The organism is Micromonospora sonneratiae (assembly GCF_042679305.1).
GTDB lineage: Bacteria > Actinomycetota > Actinomycetes > Mycobacteriales > Micromonosporaceae > Micromonospora_H > Micromonospora_H sonneratiae.
Window position 1 is genome coordinate 71973 of sequence record NZ_JBHTMP010000020.1, and the last position, 18208, is coordinate 90180.

19 protein-coding genes are annotated in these 18208 nt (G+C 69.7%); 7 read left to right on the forward strand and 12 right to left on the reverse strand.

From position 1 onward, the window contains the following. Positions 1-121 precede the first annotated feature (121 nt). Positions 122-1453: a S1C family serine protease gene (locus ACFQ4H_RS15110; RefSeq protein ID WP_377571417.1), complete on the forward strand. Its 1332-nt coding sequence runs from the start codon at positions 122-124 to the stop codon at positions 1451-1453. 75 nt (positions 1454-1528) lie between these two features. Beyond that, the gene (locus tag ACFQ4H_RS15115) at positions 1529-1984 is read left to right on the forward strand and encodes a Sec-independent protein translocase family protein (protein WP_377571420.1); all 456 of its coding nucleotides are present in this window, start codon (positions 1529-1531) and stop codon (positions 1982-1984) included. Positions 1985-2139: 155 nt separating this feature from the next. On the opposite strand, the gene ACFQ4H_RS15120 is transcribed toward ACFQ4H_RS15115, so the two are convergent. From ACFQ4H_RS15120 to ACFQ4H_RS15140, 5 genes are all read right to left on the reverse strand, one after another. Beyond that, complete coding sequence (locus ACFQ4H_RS15120) at positions 2140-3288, reverse strand: Mrp/NBP35 family ATP-binding protein (protein WP_377571423.1); 1149 nt, start codon at positions 3286-3288, stop codon at positions 2140-2142. Between the two features lie 342 nt (positions 3289-3630). Next, the gene (locus tag ACFQ4H_RS15125; protein WP_377571426.1) at positions 3631-4224 is read right to left on the reverse strand and encodes a DUF1003 domain-containing protein; all 594 of its coding nucleotides are present in this window, start codon (positions 4222-4224) and stop codon (positions 3631-3633) included. Further along, complete coding sequence (locus ACFQ4H_RS15130; protein WP_377571429.1) at positions 4217-5479, reverse strand: magnesium transporter MgtE N-terminal domain-containing protein; 1263 nt, start codon at positions 5477-5479, stop codon at positions 4217-4219. The genes ACFQ4H_RS15125 and ACFQ4H_RS15130 overlap by 8 nt, the downstream gene beginning before the upstream one ends. Positions 5480-5654: 175 nt before the next feature. Further along, positions 5655-6182, reverse strand: a complete 528-nt coding sequence (locus ACFQ4H_RS15135) for a hypothetical protein (RefSeq protein ID WP_377571432.1) — start codon at positions 6180-6182, stop codon at positions 5655-5657. Next, a complete protein-coding gene (locus tag ACFQ4H_RS15140; RefSeq protein WP_377571435.1) occupies positions 6170-7036 on the reverse strand; it encodes an HAD family hydrolase in 867 nt (288 codons plus the stop codon). The genes ACFQ4H_RS15135 and ACFQ4H_RS15140 overlap by 13 nt, the downstream gene beginning before the upstream one ends. A 206-nt stretch (positions 7037-7242) precedes the next feature. Between ACFQ4H_RS15140 and ACFQ4H_RS15145 the strand changes: the two genes are divergently transcribed. Both ACFQ4H_RS15145 and ACFQ4H_RS15150 read left to right on the forward strand, forming a co-directional pair. Next, positions 7243-7899 carry a response regulator transcription factor gene (locus ACFQ4H_RS15145; RefSeq protein ID WP_377571438.1) on the forward strand — a complete coding sequence of 219 codons (657 nt, stop codon included), beginning with the start codon at positions 7243-7245 and terminating at the stop codon, positions 7897-7899. A gap of 13 nt (positions 7900-7912) precedes the next feature. Continuing rightward, complete coding sequence (locus tag ACFQ4H_RS15150) at positions 7913-9289, forward strand: sensor histidine kinase (RefSeq protein WP_377571441.1); 1377 nt, start codon at positions 7913-7915, stop codon at positions 9287-9289. Positions 9290-9411: 122 nt separating this feature from the next. Here ACFQ4H_RS15150 and ACFQ4H_RS15155 read toward each other — a convergent pair whose 3' ends face one another. The 3 genes from ACFQ4H_RS15155 to cutA form a co-directional block, all read right to left on the reverse strand. After that, positions 9412-10308, reverse strand: coding sequence for a TAXI family TRAP transporter solute-binding subunit (locus ACFQ4H_RS15155; RefSeq protein WP_377571534.1), 897 nt, complete (start codon positions 10306-10308; stop codon positions 9412-9414). 266 nt (positions 10309-10574) lie between these two features. Beyond that, the gene (locus ACFQ4H_RS15160) at positions 10575-11288 is read right to left on the reverse strand and encodes a hypothetical protein (protein WP_377571444.1); all 714 of its coding nucleotides are present in this window, start codon (positions 11286-11288) and stop codon (positions 10575-10577) included. A gap of 141 nt (positions 11289-11429) precedes the next feature. Beyond that, positions 11430-11789 carry a divalent-cation tolerance protein CutA gene (gene cutA, locus ACFQ4H_RS15165; protein WP_377571447.1) on the reverse strand — a complete coding sequence of 120 codons (360 nt, stop codon included), beginning with the start codon at positions 11787-11789 and terminating at the stop codon, positions 11430-11432. A gap of 216 nt (positions 11790-12005) precedes the next feature. Here cutA and ACFQ4H_RS15170 point away from each other — a divergent pair, with 216 nt between their 5' ends. Then, positions 12006-12959, forward strand: coding sequence for an HpcH/HpaI aldolase/citrate lyase family protein (locus ACFQ4H_RS15170; protein WP_377571450.1), 954 nt, complete (start codon positions 12006-12008; stop codon positions 12957-12959). A 95-nt stretch (positions 12960-13054) separates the two neighbouring features. Here ACFQ4H_RS15170 and ACFQ4H_RS15175 read toward each other — a convergent pair whose 3' ends face one another. Both ACFQ4H_RS15175 and ACFQ4H_RS15180 read right to left on the reverse strand, forming a co-directional pair. Further along, positions 13055-13489 (reverse strand): DUF4190 domain-containing protein, encoded by a 435-nt coding sequence (locus ACFQ4H_RS15175; RefSeq protein WP_377571452.1) that lies wholly within the window; start codon positions 13487-13489, stop codon positions 13055-13057. Between the two features lie 24 nt (positions 13490-13513). Continuing rightward, positions 13514-13939, reverse strand: a complete 426-nt coding sequence (locus ACFQ4H_RS15180) for a DUF4190 domain-containing protein (protein ID WP_377571455.1) — start codon at positions 13937-13939, stop codon at positions 13514-13516. 197 nt (positions 13940-14136) lie between these two features. Between ACFQ4H_RS15180 and ACFQ4H_RS15185 the strand changes: the two genes are divergently transcribed. Continuing rightward, a complete protein-coding gene (locus ACFQ4H_RS15185) occupies positions 14137-14976 on the forward strand; it encodes an SDR family NAD(P)-dependent oxidoreductase (RefSeq protein ID WP_377571536.1) in 840 nt (279 codons plus the stop codon). Positions 14977-15097: 121 nt separating this feature from the next. Here the strand turns inward: ACFQ4H_RS15185 and ACFQ4H_RS15190 are convergent, their stop codons facing one another. Then, positions 15098-15589: a DUF4190 domain-containing protein gene (locus tag ACFQ4H_RS15190; RefSeq protein WP_377571458.1), complete on the reverse strand. Its 492-nt coding sequence runs from the start codon at positions 15587-15589 to the stop codon at positions 15098-15100. A gap of 176 nt (positions 15590-15765) precedes the next feature. On the opposite strand from ACFQ4H_RS15190, the gene ACFQ4H_RS15195 reads away from it, so the two are divergent. Then, positions 15766-16965, forward strand: coding sequence for an acyl-CoA dehydrogenase family protein (locus tag ACFQ4H_RS15195; protein WP_377571461.1), 1200 nt, complete (start codon positions 15766-15768; stop codon positions 16963-16965). A 115-nt stretch (positions 16966-17080) separates the two neighbouring features. Here the strand turns inward: ACFQ4H_RS15195 and ACFQ4H_RS15200 are convergent, their stop codons facing one another. Further along, positions 17081-18070, reverse strand: coding sequence for an MBL fold metallo-hydrolase (locus tag ACFQ4H_RS15200; protein WP_377571463.1), 990 nt, complete (start codon positions 18068-18070; stop codon positions 17081-17083). Between the last annotated feature and the right edge of the window lie 138 nt (positions 18071-18208).

Here is an 18208-nt window from a genome sequence, read left to right on the forward strand (position 1 = left end):
TGATTTCCCGTCATCCGTGTAATCCTGGATGCGGAAATCCGGACGCCCCAGCCGTTGATGGCACTCGCCACCGGCGGCGACCGGGCGTTTGTTTTCCGGGACGGACTGGGAGGCACTGAACGTGACCGACGGCTGGAACTGGCGCCAGCCCGACGGACCCCCGGCTTCGGCGTACCCGCCGATGTCGGCTGTCCCGTCGGGGGGAGCACCGGTGGGATCTCCCGGTTCCGGGGCCCCCGTACCCTCACCCTGGTGGTCCGACGGGTCGCGCGACCCGTGGCGTGATCCCCGTACCCCGGCGGCTGTGGTGGTGACCCCGGCGCGTGGTGCGGGTGCCAGCATCGATCCGGAGCCGGTGACCGATCCGGATGCCGTCCAGCGTCGGGGACTGACCCCGCTCATCCTGGTGTCGCTGATCACGGCGCTGCTGGCCGGCTCGCTGGGCGGAGCCCTGGGCTATGCCTTCGCGGTCCGGGGCGGCGGCACCGGCTCGGGGACCGTGCTCGGTGCACCGGGCACCGGCGCACCGGGCGTTGCGCAGCGTCCACGTGACTCGATGGCCGGTGTCGCCGAGCGGTTGCGCCCCAGCGTCGTGACCGTACGGGTCGGCGGCCGGGGTGGGACGAGCGTCGGCTCCGGATTCGTGGTCAGCGCGGACGGATACGTGATCACGAACGACCACGTGGTCGCGGGCGGGTCGGGTTCGGCGACGGTCGTCTTCAGCGACGGATCGACGTCGCCGGCCAAGGTGATCGGCCAGGATGCCGAGGCTGACATCGCGGTGATCAAGACGACCCGGACCGGCCTGGCGCCGGTCGAGTTCGGTGACTCGGAGGCGATCGCGGTCGGCGACCCGGTACTCGCCTTCGGATCGCCGCTGGCGTTGGCCAACACCGTCACTGCGGGCATCGTCAGCGCGCTCGACCGGACGATCCAGGCCGGCGAGCCCGGTGGGCAGGTCCGCTACTACGCGGCGATCCAGACCGACGCGGCAGTGAACCAGGGCAACTCGGGTGGCCCACTGGTCGACGGTGCGGGACGGGTGATCGGCGTCAACTCCGTGATCAAGTCGTTGGCCAGTGACGAGGAGGAGGCTGGCAACATCGGTCTGGCCTTCGCCGTACCGATCAACCAGGCCAAGCGGCTCACCCAGGAGATCATCGACACCGGGAAGGCCCGCCGTACCGTCATCGGTGCCCAGCTCAGCAACGCCGCGACCGGGGCCGGAGCTGGCGTCCGGCTGGCCGGGGTCGACCGGGGCGGGCCGGCCGCCACGGCCGGACTGCGGGCCGGCGACGTGATCCTCAAGTTCGACGGCCGGCCACTGGAGGGGCCGGGCGACCTGATCGCCCTGATCCGTAAGTACGCGCCCGGCTCGGTGGTTGCCGTCGAGTACCGCCGGGGCACCGCCCAGCAGAACGCTTCGGTGACCCTCGCCGCCGATGCGAAGTAGGCCCGGCGCACCCACTCCCATGGTCGGCCCTGACGTGCGTACTCTTGCGTGGGATGGCACGAGGAGGGCCGGCACGTGTTCGAGAACCTGAATGTGTGGGAGGTCGGCGGGCTGCTGATAGTCGCCCTGCTGATCTTCGGCGACCGGCTGCCCCACGCCATCGGCGAGGGTCTGCGGATGTTACGCAACCTGCGGAACATGGCCCGCAACGCGACCGGGGACCTGAGTCGCGAACTGGGTACGGACATCCAACTCGAGGATCTGCACCCCAAGACGTTCATCCGCAAGCACCTGCTCAGCGAGGAAGACGAGGAAGCGCTGCGGAAGCCGTTGCAGAGCGTCTACAACGATCTGCGCTCCGACATCGAAGGGGTGCATGGCGAGCTGAAGGACGTGGCCGCCGCCACGGATCTGCGCTCGACGGCCGCCCGCCCGGTCGGCGTGGCCGACTCCACCGGATCAGGGTCGGGTGGCACGGCCAGTGGCGTGCCCGCCGCCCGGGCCGCCCAGTTCGACATCGACGCGACCTGAGCCGGTCACCGACGCCACCTGAACCGGGACGCTCCGGTCGGCCGGACTGCCGACCCGGACGATTCGACCCGCGGACTCGGACGTGGGCTGCCATGTGGCCAGCCCACGTCCCGGCAGTGTGTGCCCGGTCCGGCCCGCGGGTCGTCCGAAGTCGGTCAGCGGCCGGCCGGACGCAGTCCGAGCGGCTTACCGAGCAGGGATTCCCGGCGGATCGCCAAGCGGTCGGCTACCTGGGACAGGGCGACCGCAGCGGGGGCGGACGGATCGGCCAGCACGATCGGCATGCCGGCGTCACCGGCCTCGCGGACCCGGGTGTCGAGCGGGACCTGACCCAGCAGCGGCACCTGTGCGCCGACCACCTGGGTGAGGGAATCGGCCACGGTCGCGCCGCCACCCGAACCGAAGATCTCCATGCGGGAGCCGTCGGGCATCTCCAGCCACGACATGTTCTCGACCACGCCGACGAGTCGCTGGTGGGTCTGTAGGGCGATCGCGCCGGCCCGCTCGGCCACCTCCGCCGCCGCGGCCTGCGGGGTCGTGACCACCAGGATCTCGGCGTTGGGCAGGAGTTGGGCCAGCGAGATGGCCACGTCGCCGGTGCCCGGCGGCAGGTCGAGCAGGAGCACGTCCAACTCACCCCAGTAGACGTCGGCGAGGAACTGCTGCAACGCGCGGTGCAGCATCGGGCCACGCCAGACGACCGCCGCGTTCCCGGCGGTGAACATGCCGATCGAGATCACCTTCACGCCGTGTGCCTGGGGCGGCATGATCATGTCCTCGACCCGGGTGGGGCGAGCCTCGGTGCCGAGCATGCGGGGTACGGAGTGGCCGTAGATGTCCGCGTCGACCACCCCCACCGACAGGCCCTTGGCAGCCAACGCGGCGGCCAGGTTGACCGTCACGCTCGACTTGCCCACCCCGCCCTTGCCACTGGCAACGGCATAGACCCGGGTACGCGACCCGGGCTGGGCGAACGGGATGACGGGTTCCTCGGTCGCGCCGCCGCCACGCAGCCGCGCCTGGAGGGACTGGCGCTGCTCGGGACTCATCACGCCGAACTCGATCTCGACTCCGGTGACCCCGGGGACCGCGCCGACCGCAGCGGTGATGTCCGTACGCAACTTGTCCTTCAGCGGACAGCCGGCGACGGTTAGCAGGAGTTCCACCCGTACCACGCCGTCCGGGCCGATCACGGCGGAGCTCACCATGCCCAGTTCGGTGATGGGACGGCGGATCTCCGGGTCGTCGACGGTGGCCAGGGCGGCCTGGACCGCTTCCTCGACGGTACTGGCAGGTGCTGACATGCCCGCAATGCTACGTCGCGGTCCGGGCCCGACCGGCGCTCACCGCCAACGGTGTGAGCGAGAACCCCGAACGGTGTGAGCGGGAACCCCGAACGGTGTGAGCGGGAGCCTGGCCGGTGGTGTCAGCCGCCGGCCGGGTCACTGAGTAGCCGGTGGCCGGTGGTGAGTAGTTCGACGTCGTGGGTTGAGCATCCGAAGCTCGCCGATTTGAGGCTGGACGCCATGTCGAACCGGGTGCGAGGATCGATCAGGATCGCCGCGCGCCTGGCCCCTTGAGGCGTGCGGCGATCATTTTTCTGCGCCCGGATCGGATCATTCGTCCGAATCCAACAACCGGATCACTCAATCCGTGTCGTGCTCGTCACGGGGCTCTTCGAGCACCTCGGCCTCCTCGCCTTCGCCGCCCCCCGTACGCCGCCCGACCCGTTGCTTCCGGCGCTCCAGCCGTTGTCGGCGTTGGGCCTGTTCGTCGAGTTCCTCGGCCAACCGGGACAGCTCCGACCGGAGGAAGTCGCGGGTGGCCACCTCGCCGAGTGCGATGCGCAGTGCGGCGATCTCCCGGGTCAGGTACTCGGTGTCCGCCTTCTGCAGGGTCGCGCGGCGTCGGTCCTCCTCCAGCGCGACGCGGTCGCGGTCGGCCTGCCGGTTCTGCGCCAGCAGGATCAGCGGAGCCGCGTAGGACGCCTGTAGGGACAGCACCAGGGTCAGGAACGTGAAGGTGTACGGGTCGAAGCGCCATCCGGGCGGGGCCAGGGTGTTCCAGCCCAGCCACAGGATGATCACCACGCTCATGTACACGATGAACTTCGCGGTGCCCATGTAGCGGGCGATGCCCTCCGACCACCTGCCGAACGCCTCCGGGTCGAAGCGGGGCAGAGTGATCCGGCGCGGCTCCCGGGGCTGATCGAGTCGCTCGCTCCGGCGGGGCTCAGCCATCAGGATCACCCTCGGCCCGGCCGGTACGGTCCCGCCAGTCCCTCGGTAGCGACTGGTCGAGCACGTCGTCGACGGTCACCGCGCCGACCAGCCGGTTGTTGGCGTCGACCACCGGCATGGCCACCAGGTCGTACATGGCCATCCGCCGGGTGATCTCCGGCAGTGGGGTGGTCGGTTGCAGCGGGTCGAGATCGTTCACGACCATCGCACCGAGCAACTCGGCCGGCGGCTCCCGCAGCAGCCGTTGGAAGTGCACGATGCCGAGGTACCGCCCGGTCGGGGTGGCCATCGGGGCGCGGGCCACGAAGATCTGGGCCGCGACGGCCGGGGAGAGTTGGGGCTCCCGGATCCGGGCGAGCGCCTCGGCGACGGTGGCGTCCGGTGGGAGGATCACCGGCTCGGAGGTCATCACACTGCCGGCTGTACCCGGTTTGTACTTGAGCAATTGCCGGACCGGATCCGCCTCGTCCGGCTGCATCAGGTCGAGCAGCACATCCTGCTCGGGCAGCGGCAGTTCGTTGAGCAGGTCGGCCGCGTCATCCGGGTCCATCTCCTCCAGGATGTCGGCAGCCCGTTCCCGGCCCAGTGCGGCCAGGATCTCCACCTGGTCGTGCTCGGGCAGTTCACCGAGGACGTCAGCGAGGCGGGCGTCGTCCAGCGCGGCGGCGACCTCGTTGCGTCGCGTGTCGGGCAGCTCCTGCAATGCGTTGGCCAGGTCTGCGGGGCGCATGTCCGCCAGCACGGCCAGCAGGTTGGCCGTACCCCGGGTCTCCGGCACCCCGATCAGCCCCTGCACCAGGTCCCACTCCAGTTGGTGCAGGTGGCCCCGACGGGAAAGGCGGCCGGTCTGCTCCCGTACGGCGACCCGGCTCAGGGACCACTCGCCGCTCCGGTTGCTCTCCATCGCCACGTCGACCACGACGCCGGCCCGGCCGGTCGACTCGATGAGCACCCGTCGGTCGAGAAGGTCCGCCAGGACCAGCAACTCGTTGGCGCGCTTCTCGAACCGGCGCAGGTTGAGGGTGCCGCTGCCGAGTACGACCGCCTCGGCGTCGATCGAGGTGATGCGGTTGATGGACAGGAAGATCTGCCGACGCATCGGCATCTCCGCCACCAGCCCGACGACCTGCGGGGGGCGGCTGGTGCCGCGTAGCCGGGCCACCGCATCGCGGACCCGACCCACCTGATCGCCGTTGGGGTCGAAGACGGCGAGGCCGGCGAGTCGGGCGATGTATACCCGGGTCGGCATGGTCACAGGCCAAGCGTATGTGCCCCGGGTTCATCAACATGTCGACCTTGGCTTACCCGGTCCGACGGGATCTGCCGCGTCACCGGCCGCAACCCGACGACCCCTGCCGCCGCCGGTCGGTGTGGCTCGTCGCCGGTGAGGATGGTGATTCCGCTCGTCGTCCGTCGCTGGGGTACGGCGATCAGGCGCGGCGACGTACCCGGTGCAGCCGGAAGGGTTTCCGGGTCGGCCGGGTGGCGGGGGTTTCCCGTGGCGGGGCGGCCAGCGATCCGTCCGGCAGCGAACCACCCGCCGCCAACGGCGGTCCGGCCGGTGCCAGTCGGCTGAGCACGCACTCGGCCGCCCACCGTTCGACCAGGTCGGCGGCGTTGCTGGGGGAGTTGAGCCGCTTGGTGGCGACCTGTGGCGCGACCGTCGCCCACTGTTCGCTGTCCGGCATCACCCGGGTCACCGCGGCGGACCAGGTCACGATCTGCCCGCCGTGATCCCCCCGCAGGGTCACCGCGGCGGTCGAGGTCTCGGCCAGGCCGGGCGCGGACTGCTCACCGGGTCCGCTCACGATGTGCAGCGCCCCGTCGATCGGTACGCACCACAGGGCGAGCGCCGGAGAGTCACCGACTGCCACCCAGGCCACGGCGGCCTTCTTCATCGCCTCTTCCACCAGTGGCGACGTCGTCTGCTGGCCCACGTCCTCAGTCACAACAAGCATCCTGCCGTACGTACGTCCCCGGCGACATTCCCCGCGTGGCTACCCACGAGCACCCGGTACGGGTCTCCGTCGATGTCGTGCCGGCCAGACGGCAGCCGTACGTGAGCCGGCAACGGTTGCGGTGACCGGCCGGGAACCCACGGGCCGGAATCGCCGACCAGCCGGAGGTCGGAGTCGCCGACCAGGTCGACCACCTGGCTCAGCGAGGTCAGCGTCGGGCCGTCCCAACCGGTGTCGGAGTTGAAGACGAGGTGACCGTCGAGGTCCGGCGCGGCCAGTCGTACGGCGGTCATCCCCGCCCGGGTCGCGCCGGTGAGTTCCCGGCTACCGCCGTCACCGACATACAGGCAGTCCTCGGGCGGCACGCCCAGCCGCCGACAGGCGGTCAGGAAGACCGCCGGGTCGGGTTTGCACCGGCCGAGCCGGATGGAGAAGACCCGTGCGTCGATCAACGGCGCGACCGGCAATGACGACAGGAGTACGGGCAGTTCGTGGGTACAGTCGCTGACCAGCCCGATACGCAGCCCGTACCGGCGTAGGGCCCGTAACGCGCCCACCGCCTCGGCGCGGAGCCGGGTGTCCGCCCGGATCGCCGCGAACCGGGTCGCCAACGCTGTCCGCAGCGCGGCCTCCGACGGCCGGGCGCTGGTCCGCCGACCGATCCACCGCAGACTGGCCTCGGCGTCCCCGAGGGAGCCGGTGGCCCGTAGGTAGTAGGACTGATCGAGTACGTCGACCAGAGCGTCCGGCGAACATCCGAGCGTGTCAGCGACGGCCGCGTGTCGCCAACCACGCTGCACAGGGCGGGTGAGGGTGCCGAAGAAGTCGAACAACACAGCCCGGTATCTGGGCACGGGGAACCAAGCCTCCGGAAAGCGCGAGGGGATGTCGAGGCGTAGACCGGACGATATTAGCGACAGAGTGATCATTTCGTGGCCCGGCGTGACTGTCGGCATCTTGCCCGCATCGTTATTCACGATCATGCTCGGCGGAGCGGACGATGTCGGGACCGGTGCGGCTACCGGCACAATGACTGCGGCGTGTGGGAGGGGAGGGCTAGGTGCGCATCCTGCTGGTCGAGGATGACACCCGGGTTGCCGGGGCGATGGTCGCGGCGCTGACCCGCCGCGGATACGACATAGAGCATGCCGCGACGGCAGCCGCAGCGTTGGCTGCCGCCCCGTGCGACCTGGTGCTCCTGGATCTGACCCTGCCCGACGGCGACGGCGTGGACGTGTGCCGGACGCTACGGGCACGCGACCCCCGGCTCGGCATCATCGTGGTGACGGCGCGGGGCGAGGAACGTGAACGGGTGATCGGCCTGCGGATGGGTGCTGACGACTACGTCGTGAAGCCGTTCTCCATCGTCGAGTTGCAGGCCCGGATCGAGGCGGTGCTGCGCCGAGCGGCGATCGCCGCACCGGCACACACCATCATCGAGGTTGGCCGGATCCGCATCGACGTGCCCGCCCGGACGGTCACCGTCGACGACCGACCGGTGACCCTGACCCGCAAGGAATTCGACATCCTGACCTCCCTGGCCCGGCAACCGGGGCTGGTCGTGCCCCGGGACCGCATCCTGCTCGACGTCTGGCAGACCACCTGGGCAGCTCGGCACACGGTGGAGGTGCACGTGGGTTCGCTGCGGGCCAAGCTGGGTGACCCACGGCTGGTAGAGACCGTTCGCGGGGTCGGTTACCGACTCCGCGGCGAGTGACCGGGAGTTTGTCGTGCGCCGACGGTTGGTCACCAGCTATCTGCTGTTGATGGCCCTGGTGCTGCTGGCGCTGGAGACGCCCCTGGCGATCACCCTGGCCAACCGGGAGACCGACCAGGTACGGGTCAACCGGCTGGCTGACGCGACGCGCTTCGCCTCGCTGTCCGGCCCGGCGTTACGCAGCGGCGCGGTGGGTACCCTTCGTGCCGAGTTGGACCGCTACGACCAGTTGTACGGCATCGGCGTGACCGTGGTGGACCGCGAGCACCGCAGCGTGCTGGTGACCGCGCACTATCCGTCGGAGTCGACGGCGGTCGAGCCGGCACGCCGGGTCGCGCTGGCCGGGCAGCAGTTCACCGGGCCCGAGGCGATCTGGCCGTGGAGCACCGGGCCACTCGTGGTGGCCGTGCCGATCGCCGACGGTGGCGAGGTGCTCGGGGCGGTGGTCGTCTCCTCGCCCACGAGCCGGGTACGACAGTCGGTGCGCAACATGTGGCTGATCCTCGCGGGCGTCGGGGTGCTGGCTGTGTTGGCCTGCGTGCTGACCGCATTCGGTCTGGCCGGCTGGGTCCTGCGTCCGGTGACCGTGCTGGACTCGGTGACCCACGAGATCGCCGGCGGTGACCGGGCCGCCCGGGTGCAGCACCAGATCGGCCCACCGGAGCTACGGCGGCTGGCGGCGAACTTCAACGACATGGCGGACGCGGTCTCCGACTCGATGGAACGACAACGCGCCTTCGTCGCGCACGCCAGTCACCAGCTACGTAACCCGCTCACCGCGCTGCGCCTGCGGGTGGAGGAACTCGGCCCGAGCCTGACCGACGAGTACGGCCGTACCGAGCACCAGTTGGCGCTGGAGGAGACCGATCGACTGGCCGAGGTGCTCGACGGGCTGCTCACCCTGGCCCGTGCCGAGCGGGGGCGGGACCGGCTGGTCGTGGTCAACGCCGTGGCGGTGGCCGAGTCGCGTACCGTCGCGTGGCAGCCGCTGGCCCGGCACCGGTCGATCACGCTCGACGTCACCGTGCCGGACTACCCGGTGTCCGCCCGTACCGTGCCGACCGCCATGGACCAGGCACTGGACGCGTTGATCGACAACGCGGTGAAGTTCACCGAGCCGGGTGGTCATGTGCAGGTGACGGTGAGCCGGGCCGACGGTGGGGTGGCGGTGACCGTACGCGACGACGGGCGGGGGATGACCGACGCTCAACTCGACCAGGCGACCGAGCGGTTCTGGCGGGCGCCCGACGCGCAGAACGTCAACGGCGCCGGCCTCGGCCTGACCATCGTCGCGGTGCTGGTGGACGTCTCCGGCGGTCGGCTCACGATGCGTCAGGCGCAGCCGCGTGGCCTTGAGGCCACGGTCTGGTTCCAGTCCCCGGACAGCTGAGGTCGCCGCCCGGTCGTCCGATCGGGGCGGGTGCCGATTCGGACGACCCGTACCGCAGTGGGCCGTACCGCGCCGGGCCGCGCCGCACCGGGCCAGGTAGCCGGGTCCCGCTGCTACCCGCCTCAGGGCTTACTGGACCGGTAGTAGCGGACCGCGCCCGGATGCATCGGCAACGGAGCGGTGGCGATCGCTGAGAGCGGGCTCAGTCGGGCCGCTGCCGGGTGCGCGGCGGCCAGTTCGTCCCGGCGCTCCATCAACAGCCGCGTCAGGTCGTAGACGAGGTCCTCCGGCAGTGACTTTCCGACAATGAGGAAGTTCGGGTCGGCGATGGTGGTGACCGGATCCACGCCGTACACCGAGCGGGGAATGTCCCGGGCGACGTAGACCTCACGGTAGGCCCGGCGGAGCGGCTCGACGTACTCGCTGAGATCGATGATCCGGGCCAGGTTGTCGCTGGCGAAGTTCTCGATCGCGGTTACCGGAAGCCCGCCGGAGAAGAAGAAGGCGTCGATCCGTCCGGCCCGTAGCGCGGCCACGGAGGCGTCCAGCCCCAGCTGCTCGGTGGTGATCACGTGAGCCAGTCCGGAAACGGCCAGCAACCGGTTGGCGGTGATCTCCGTGCCGGAACCGGAGGCGCCCACCGACACCCGATGGCCCCGGATGTCCTCCAATTGGCGGATCGTGGTGTCGCCCCGGGTGACCAGGTGCAGCAGATCGTCGTAGACCCGGGCCACGGCCGATACCTGGTAGCCCCCGACCGGGGCCACCGGCAGCACGTCTGCCTGGGTGAATCCCAGTTCGGCGGCACCGTTGGCGACCATGGAGACGTTCTGCGCGGAGGCTGCCGTCACCAGGACACTGGCGTGTACGCCCGGTAGCTCCCGGTTGATGATGGTGGCCAGGGACTGGCCGAAGGCGTAGTAGACCGCGGCCGGGCTGCCGGTGGCGATACGGATCTCGATCGGGGCTGGCGCGCTGCTCTGGCACCCGGCGCCGAGCAGCGCGGTTGCTGCGATCAAGGTCGTCGTGGCGATCCGGGAGACGGTTCGCAGCCACTGCACGTGGCGTGGCGAGTTACGACTCACGAACAGCACACTCCGGCGACGGTTGGATTCGGTGTCGCCAGTGTGGCTCAGAAGCCCGGCCGCTGCATACCGTGCGAATGGCGGAAACGTTCCGGCCGGGGTGGGGGAGATGGCCTGATGGGCCGGGGCCCCTCGATCAGGAGACGGTGGTCAGTGTCGAACTGTCGGTTAGGAGGCGCTGGCCGGTGTCGAACTGTCGGTCAGGAGGCGCTGGCCAGTGCCGAGCGGAACTCGGTGCCCTGCATGATGCGCCGTTTGTCCGCACCGGCCGGGACGCTGACGAGGAAGCAGCCGGACCGGCGGTCCAGGGAGGCGGTCGCGCCGAGCAGGTGGGCGCTGCGGACAAGGACCCCGGCGAGGTCCTGGTCCGTGACCCGTACCCCGAGGATGTGCTTGCGTACGTGTCGGCCGGCGGCCAGCAGCACCGCGCTCCACGCGGCGGCGGCCAGGCGGGGACGCCACAGGTGCCGAACGGTCGAGGTACCGGCGGTGACCGGGCTGAGCAGCGCGCTGCGCCCCTGCCGCCAGGCCAGGTCGATCGTGGCTGCGTACTCTGCCTGGGCCGCCTGCGGCACACCGAGTCGGTGCACGGTGTAGCGACGACGTAGACCGGCGGTGACGGTTTCCTCCTCGACCGGGATGTCCAACCCGGCCAACAGGTGCCGCATCCGGTGGGCGGCGGAGGGCTGACTGAACTCGACCATCGGACGGGGGCCGGTGAAGGCCCGGTGGGTGGGTCGCTGACCGTACTGCATCACGGGGGAGAGTGCCGGCGCCGACGCACATCGGAGCAGACAGGCGGCTTCGAACGCGTCGACCAGCGTCGACCAGGCCAGCCGGGCCGATGGCGGGGCGCTGCCGGCTGTCGCACTGTTGCCGGGTGGCGCGGTGATCCGGGTGAAGGTCGCAGACATCGTACGCTCCAGGGATCGTTCGGGGGTTTCCCAAACGGTGCCGGTTGTCTGCGCGCGGCGGTACAGGTTCGAGCCAGACTTGAGGGAAATTTGCGGACCGGTGTCGGACCGGTGAACACACCACGGTCCGGCGGCGCGATGTCAGACGCGGGTTTCCCGCTGCACCCAGCCTAGGTAATCGGGGTTGCCAGCGGTGATCGGAGTGCAGATGACCTCTGCCACATCGTACGGATGCGCGGAACGCAGGTGCTGGATCAGCGCCTCGGACCGGTCCTCGGTCGTCTTGAACAGCACCAGCCACTCCTGGGCCTCCTGGACCTCGCCGTCCCACCAGTAGGTGCTGGTGATCGGCCCGACGACCTGGCCGCAGGCGGCGACCCGGGCCCGTACGGCGGACCGGGCGAGTTCGACCGCCGCCGGGTGCGAGTCGATGGTCGTGGAAACCTGCTGGTATCCGGCCATGTGCTGATCTCCTTCACCGGCGTGACTGGATTCGCTCACCGCGCCCTCGATGCCGACGTCGATTCTCCGACGTCAGGCAAGTGTGTCGTACCGACACCTGCGGGTCGGGTTGCCTCCGGTGGAGGCGGGCAGTGAAATCCTGCACAGGTCGGTTCTCCTGGATGACCGGGCGCGGTTACCGTGGCGTAACAAGTACCTTTGCGATCGTTAAGTCGAGCCCGGCGGCCGTGTGTCCGGCCGGTGGAAGGAGCCGTGATGGCCAACCTCGGACGCCCGCGCCGGTCCTGTCTGGCCGTGCCCGGGTCGAGCGTGAAGATGCTCGGCAAGGCCCAGGGACTCCCGGCCGACCAGGTCTTCCTGGACCTGGAGGACGCGGTGGCGCCGCTGGCCAAGCCGGACGCCCGCAAGAACATCGTCGCCGCGCTCAACGAGGGCGACTGGGCGGGTAAGACCCGGGTCGTACGGGTCAACGACCTGACCACCCCCTGGACCTACCAGGACGTCATCGCGGTGGTCGAGGGGGCCGGTGCCAACCTCGACTGCATCATGCTGCCCAAGGTGCAGACCGCCGCACACGTCGAGTGGCTGGACCTGACCCTCACCCAGTTGGAGAAGACACTCGGGCTTCCGGTCGGCCAGATCGGCATCGAGGCGCAGATCGAGAACGCCGCCGGGCTGGTCAACGTGGACGCGATCGCCGCCGCCTCGCCCCGGGTCGAGACGATCATCTTCGGCCCGGCCGACTTCATGGCCTCCATCAACATGAAGTCGCTGGTGGTGGGGGCGCTGATCCCCGACTATCCGGGCGATCCCTACCACTACATCCTGATGCGGATCCTGATGGCCGCCCGGATGCATGACAAGCAGGCGATCGACGGGCCGTTCCTGCAGATCCGCGACGTGGACGGGTTCCGCGAGGTGGCGAAGCGTTCGGCGGCGCTCGGCTTCGACGGGAAGTGGGTGCTGCACCCCGGCCAGATCGACGCGGCCAACGAGGTCTACTCGCCGGCGCAGGACGACTACGACCACGCCGAGATGATCCTCGACGCCTACCTGTACTACACCTCCGAGGCCGGTGGCCGGCTGGGCGCGGTGATGCTCGGTGACGAGATGATCGACGAGGCGTCCCGCAAGATGGCACTGGTCATCGCGGCCAAGGGGCGGGCCGCCGGAATGGCGCGTACCCGTACCTTCACCCCGCCGGAGTGAGCAGGGTTCGGTTGGTCCTCCGCTAGGACACGGTGTGTCGGGCTCGCTCGTCGAGGTGCTGGGAAACGCCCGACACACCGTGTCCTGACCGGTTGCTACGGCGCGCTCGGCAGGGAGGTCAGGAAGAGGGCGAAGAAGCCGACGTAGGCGAGCACGAAGAGCATCGTCAGTGCGGAGAGGCCCACCCCGATCCAGCCGGTCACCACACCCGCCACGGCCATGCCGTCGCCGTCCTCACCACTGCGTCGGATCTCCGCCCGGGCCCGGTTGCCGAGATAGACGGCGACCCCGCCGACCAGCGGACAGGCGATGATGCCGACCATCCCGACGATCATCGCGGTGATGGCCAGGTTGTTCGTCGGTCGTCGCAGGAGGTAGGGCGGTGGGTAGGGTGCCTGACCGGTCGGCCCCGGCCCGTACGGGTGTCGTGTCGGGTCGGATCGGTCGGGCCCGACATCCTCCTGGGTGACCGCAACCGGCCCGTCGACCGTCGGACCCTCGGGACCGCTGCCGGTATCCGGTGTGTCCATGTGTCCTCCCGCCGTCGTACGGGCTCAGTAGGTGGTGCCGGAGTCCATGGACGATCCAGCGTTGATGGCCCACACGATGAGGACCACGTAGAACGCGATTACGAGCAGGAACAGTCCGGTGAGGATCCAACCGACGATGATGCCCGCCAGCGCCAGGCCGTCACCGCCCTCGCCGCGCTCACGGATCTGCTTGCGGGCCACGTGCCCGAGGATCGCTCCGATGGGGGCGGTGATGCATGAGGCGAGACCGACCAGGGAGAGCACGAGTGCGGCGATCGCCATCCCGTTGGTTGGTGGAGCCGGTGTGTATCCGTACACGGGATAGGTCGGAACGGGCGGCGCGTCCATGCCTGACGACTTGCCGACCGGGTAGCCGGCGTCGGGGTAGGCCATCGTGGGTTGTGGGTCGGACCAGGACGGATCGCCGCCGGGCTGTTGCGGATAGGTCATGAGTGCTTCTCCGTCTGCGAGGGGTGCGCCGTCAGGGTAGTCGCTCGTTGCCAGCGGTACCGGCCCTGTTTCCTTCGCGTCGGGCGGTGCGTATTGCCCGTATCGGCCGGAGAAGGCAGGATCTTGGCATGGCATTCGACGCGCGCGCCGGTGACAGATCCGGCAGCCGGCCGCGACGGGACGCCACGCGCCCCGCGCTGGCCCGCCGGACCCGAACCGTCGCCCAGGGCCCGGTTCCAGTTGGGAGCGATGCTCCGGTCGTTGACGTGGAGCCGGTCACGATGCGACTGGACGGCCGGGTCGCGCTGGTCACCGGGGCCGGGAGCCCGGACGGCATCGGCTACGCCACCGCCCGCCGGCTGCGTGACCTCGGTGCTCGGGTGGCGATCGTCTCGACCACCCGTCGCATCCACGAGCGGGCGACCGAGTTGGGGGCGACCGGCTTTGTCGCCGACCTCACCGACGAGGCCGAGGTGGGCGCGTTGGCGGACGCCATCGCCGAGCAGCTCGGTGAGGTCGAGGTGCTGGTCAACAACGCCGGCCTGGCCAGCCGGGCGAGCCCGGAGGTGCTGCGGCCGGTCGCCCAGTTGACCTTCGACGAGTGGCATGCGGAGATCGACCGGAACCTGACCACGGCATTCCTGTGCAGCCGGGCGTTCATCGGTGGAATGGCCGAGCGTGGCTGGGGGCGGATCGTCAACCTCGCCGCCACCGCCGGACCGGTCAACGCGCTGCCCACCGAGGCGGCGTACGCGGCGGCCAAGGCGGGCGTCGTCGGTCTGACCCGGGCCCTGGCCATGGAGATGGTGGCCGACGGGGTCACGGTCAACGCGGTGGCCCCGGGCACGATCTACACGGCCGCCTCCACCATGGCCGAACTGAAACAGGGCCTGGGTACGCCGGTCGGGCGACCCGGTACGCCGGACGAGGTGGCTGCGGCGATCACGTTCCTGTGTTCACCGGCGGCGTCCTACATCACCGGTCAGATGCTGGTGGTTGACGGCGGCAACAGCGTTCGGGAGGCCCAGTTCCGCTAGGGCGGAGTTCCCGACCGTCCGCTAGGGCGGAGTTCCCGACCGGGCCGGTCGTCCCGGTGGCCGGCTGTCTCGGTAGGTCCCGTGGGCCGGCTGCCTCGGTAGATCCCGGTGACGGGCTGCCTCAGTAGGTCGTGCCGTTGTCCGACGTCGCCCAGATGACGAGAGCGACCCAGGAACAGCAGGCGATCAGGTACAGCGCGGTGAAGACGTAGCCGAGGATCAGGCCCCACAGGGCGAGCTGCTCGCCCTGTTCACCGCTCTGCCTGATCTGTTTGCGGGCGATGTGTCCGAGCACGATGCCGGCCGGGGCGAAGACGAACGCGAAGACCAGCGACAGGATCGCCATGACGTTGGTACCGGAACTCCGGCCCGGCCCGGACGGCGGATAACCGGGCGGCTGACCGTACTGGCCGTGACCTGGTGGGCCGTACTGCTCCTGACCGTACTGGCCGTGACCGTACTGGCCCGGGCCGGGCTGGTCGTACTGTCCGGGCTGGCCTGGGCCGGGCTGGCCGTACTGGCCATGCTGGGGGGCACCGGATTCGGGCGGCTGCCCGTACGGATCGGGCGGTCGGGTTGGCTCCTGAGGCTCATCCGGTTGCGGATAGTTCATGGCAGTTGCCCTCCTTTCCCGGACGCTACCGGTCGCGGTGAACCTTTTCACAGCGGATGCCAGGACTTGGCACCTTGGCGGCGCTCCCCGGCGCGACGATACTTAGCAAACGTTCAGTTACTTGTCAGTACGCTGCTGCGCAACCGACCGATGCGCGTGAATTCTCGGAGGCTGACATGGCCCGACTCGCCCAGACCCCAGGCCTGACCGATGTGCAGCGGTCGATCCTGGAGACCGTACGGGAGTTCGCCGACCGGGAGATCATCCCGAACGCGCAGCGGCTGGAGCACGCCGACGAGTACCCCTCGGACATCGTCGACGGCATGTGCGAGATGGGACTCTTCGGCCTCACCATCGACGAGGAGTACGGCGGCCTCGGTGAGTCGCTGTTGACCTACGCCCTGGTGGTGGAGGAACTGTCCCGGGGCTGGATGTCGGTCTCCGGGATCGTCAACACCCACTTCATCGTGGCGTACCTGATCTCCCGGCACGGTTCGGAGGAGCAGAAGCGGTCGCTGCTGCCCAGGATGGCCACCGGTGAGGTGCGTGGCGCGTTCTCCATGTCCGAGCCGGGCTGTGGCTCCGACGTCTCCGCCATCCGGTCCAAGGCCGTACGCACCGGTGACGACTTCGTCCTCGACGGGCAGAAGATGTGGCTGACCAACGGGGCGTACTCGTCGGTGGTGGCCACGCTGGTGCGTACCGACGTCGGCGCGGACTCGGTCTACGGCAACATGACCACGTTCCTGCTGGAGAAGAAGCCGGGCTTCGGTGAGACGGCACCCGGCCTGACCATTCCCGGCAAGATCGACAAGATGGGCTACAAGGGCGTCGAGACCACCGAGATGATCCTCGACGGGGTCACCGTGCCGTCGTCGGCCGTGCTCGGTGGCGTTGATGCGGGACTCGGCCGGGGCTTCTACCAGATGATGGACGGCATCGAGGTGGGACGGGTGAACGTCGCGGCCCGGGCCTGCGGCATCTCCATCCGAGCATTCGAACTCGCCGTGGCGTACGCGCAGCAGCGGCAGACCTTCGGGGCGCAGTTGACCAGGCACCAGGCCATCGCCTTCAAGCTGGCCGAGATGGGTACGAAGATCGAGGCCGCCCACGCCCTGATGGTCAACGCGGCCCGGCTCAAGGACTCGGGCGCCCGCAACGACGTCGAGGCCGGCATGGCCAAACTGCTGGCCTCCGAGTACTGCGCCGAGGTGGTCCAGGAGGCGTTCCGTATCCACGGTGGTTACGGCTACTCCAAGGAGTACGAGATCGAGCGGTTGATGCGGGAGGCTCCGTTCCTGCTCATCGGTGAGGGCACCTCGGAGATCCAGAAGACGATCATCTCCCGGGGCCTGCTCAAGGAGTACAAGCTCTGACCGACCGGCGGGCGACGGGCCGAAGCCGGGGTCGACGGGCCGAAACCGGCGGGTGACAGACCGAAGCCGAAGCCGGGGTCGACGGGCCGAAACAGATTGTGTAAGTCGACCGCTGTCACCGATGCCTGGGCCTGCCGGGCGAAGGTGCGGTGACGAACGGTTGCCTGAGGTGGGCGGTGGCCAACAGCGTGTGGCGGGAGCCGGCCTCGGCCAGCAGCGCCTGTCGGGTCACCCGGGCGATCTCCTGGTCGTCCTCGTACCGGTAGCCGACGTCCGGGTTGACCAGCTGCACCGCGTGGACCAGCACGTCGCCGGTGATCGCAATTTGCCGCCGGCCGCCCTCGACGAGCACGGACTGGTGACCCGGGGTGTGTCCGGGGGTGGGTACGACCCGCACCGTGGTGCTGCGGCAGCGGTCCGAACCACCGGAACCACCGACGAGTGGGGTTGCGCCGGACACCTCCCAGAGTCGACCGGCGCGGCGTAGCGGATCGACGAGATAGCGCAGCATGGCTTCGCCGCCACCGGCTTCCAGTGCCGCGATCTCGTCGTGCTGTAGTACGTACCGGGCGTTGGCGAACATCGGGACGCCGTCCGGGTGGACCGACCAGCCGACGTGGTCACTGTGGACATGGGTCAGTACGACCAGGTCGACGTCGTCGGTGTCGATGCCGGCGTCGATCAGCCGCTGCGGCAGGTGCCCGGGCACCGGTGCCCAACTCGACGCCGGGCTGCCTGCCGGACCCACGCCGGTGTCGACCAGAATGACCCGGCCGTTTGGGCGTCGGATCGCGTAGCAGCGGAAGTCCAGGTTCCACTGGTCGTCCGGCCCGAACGCGGCGGGATCCAGGCGCTCGGCCCGCTCCCAGTCGACGGGGGTCGCGGTGGGGAAGGCGACCTGCCGGGTGGTGAAGAAGGGACCGGACGCGTCGTACAGGGCAATGACGTCGAAGCCACCGACCGACCTGACGGCGGTGGTGGTACGGCTCCGACCGGTGCCGGCCGCAGCCGCAGCGGTCACCCTGCCGAGTTGGGTGGCACCGATGCCGAGCGCTGCGGCGGCCAGCAGGAACCTGCTGCGTTCGATTGGATGACCGTGGTTCATCTGCTCTCCTTCGTCCGGGGTCGCCGGAGCGGCCCGGGTTCGGGCCGTCGTCGGAGTACCGGCCGACGACGGCGTCGTTCGGTGCGGGCAAGTCGAGCAGGCCGTGCCGGTGCACGGCCAGCGATTCGAGAAAGTTCG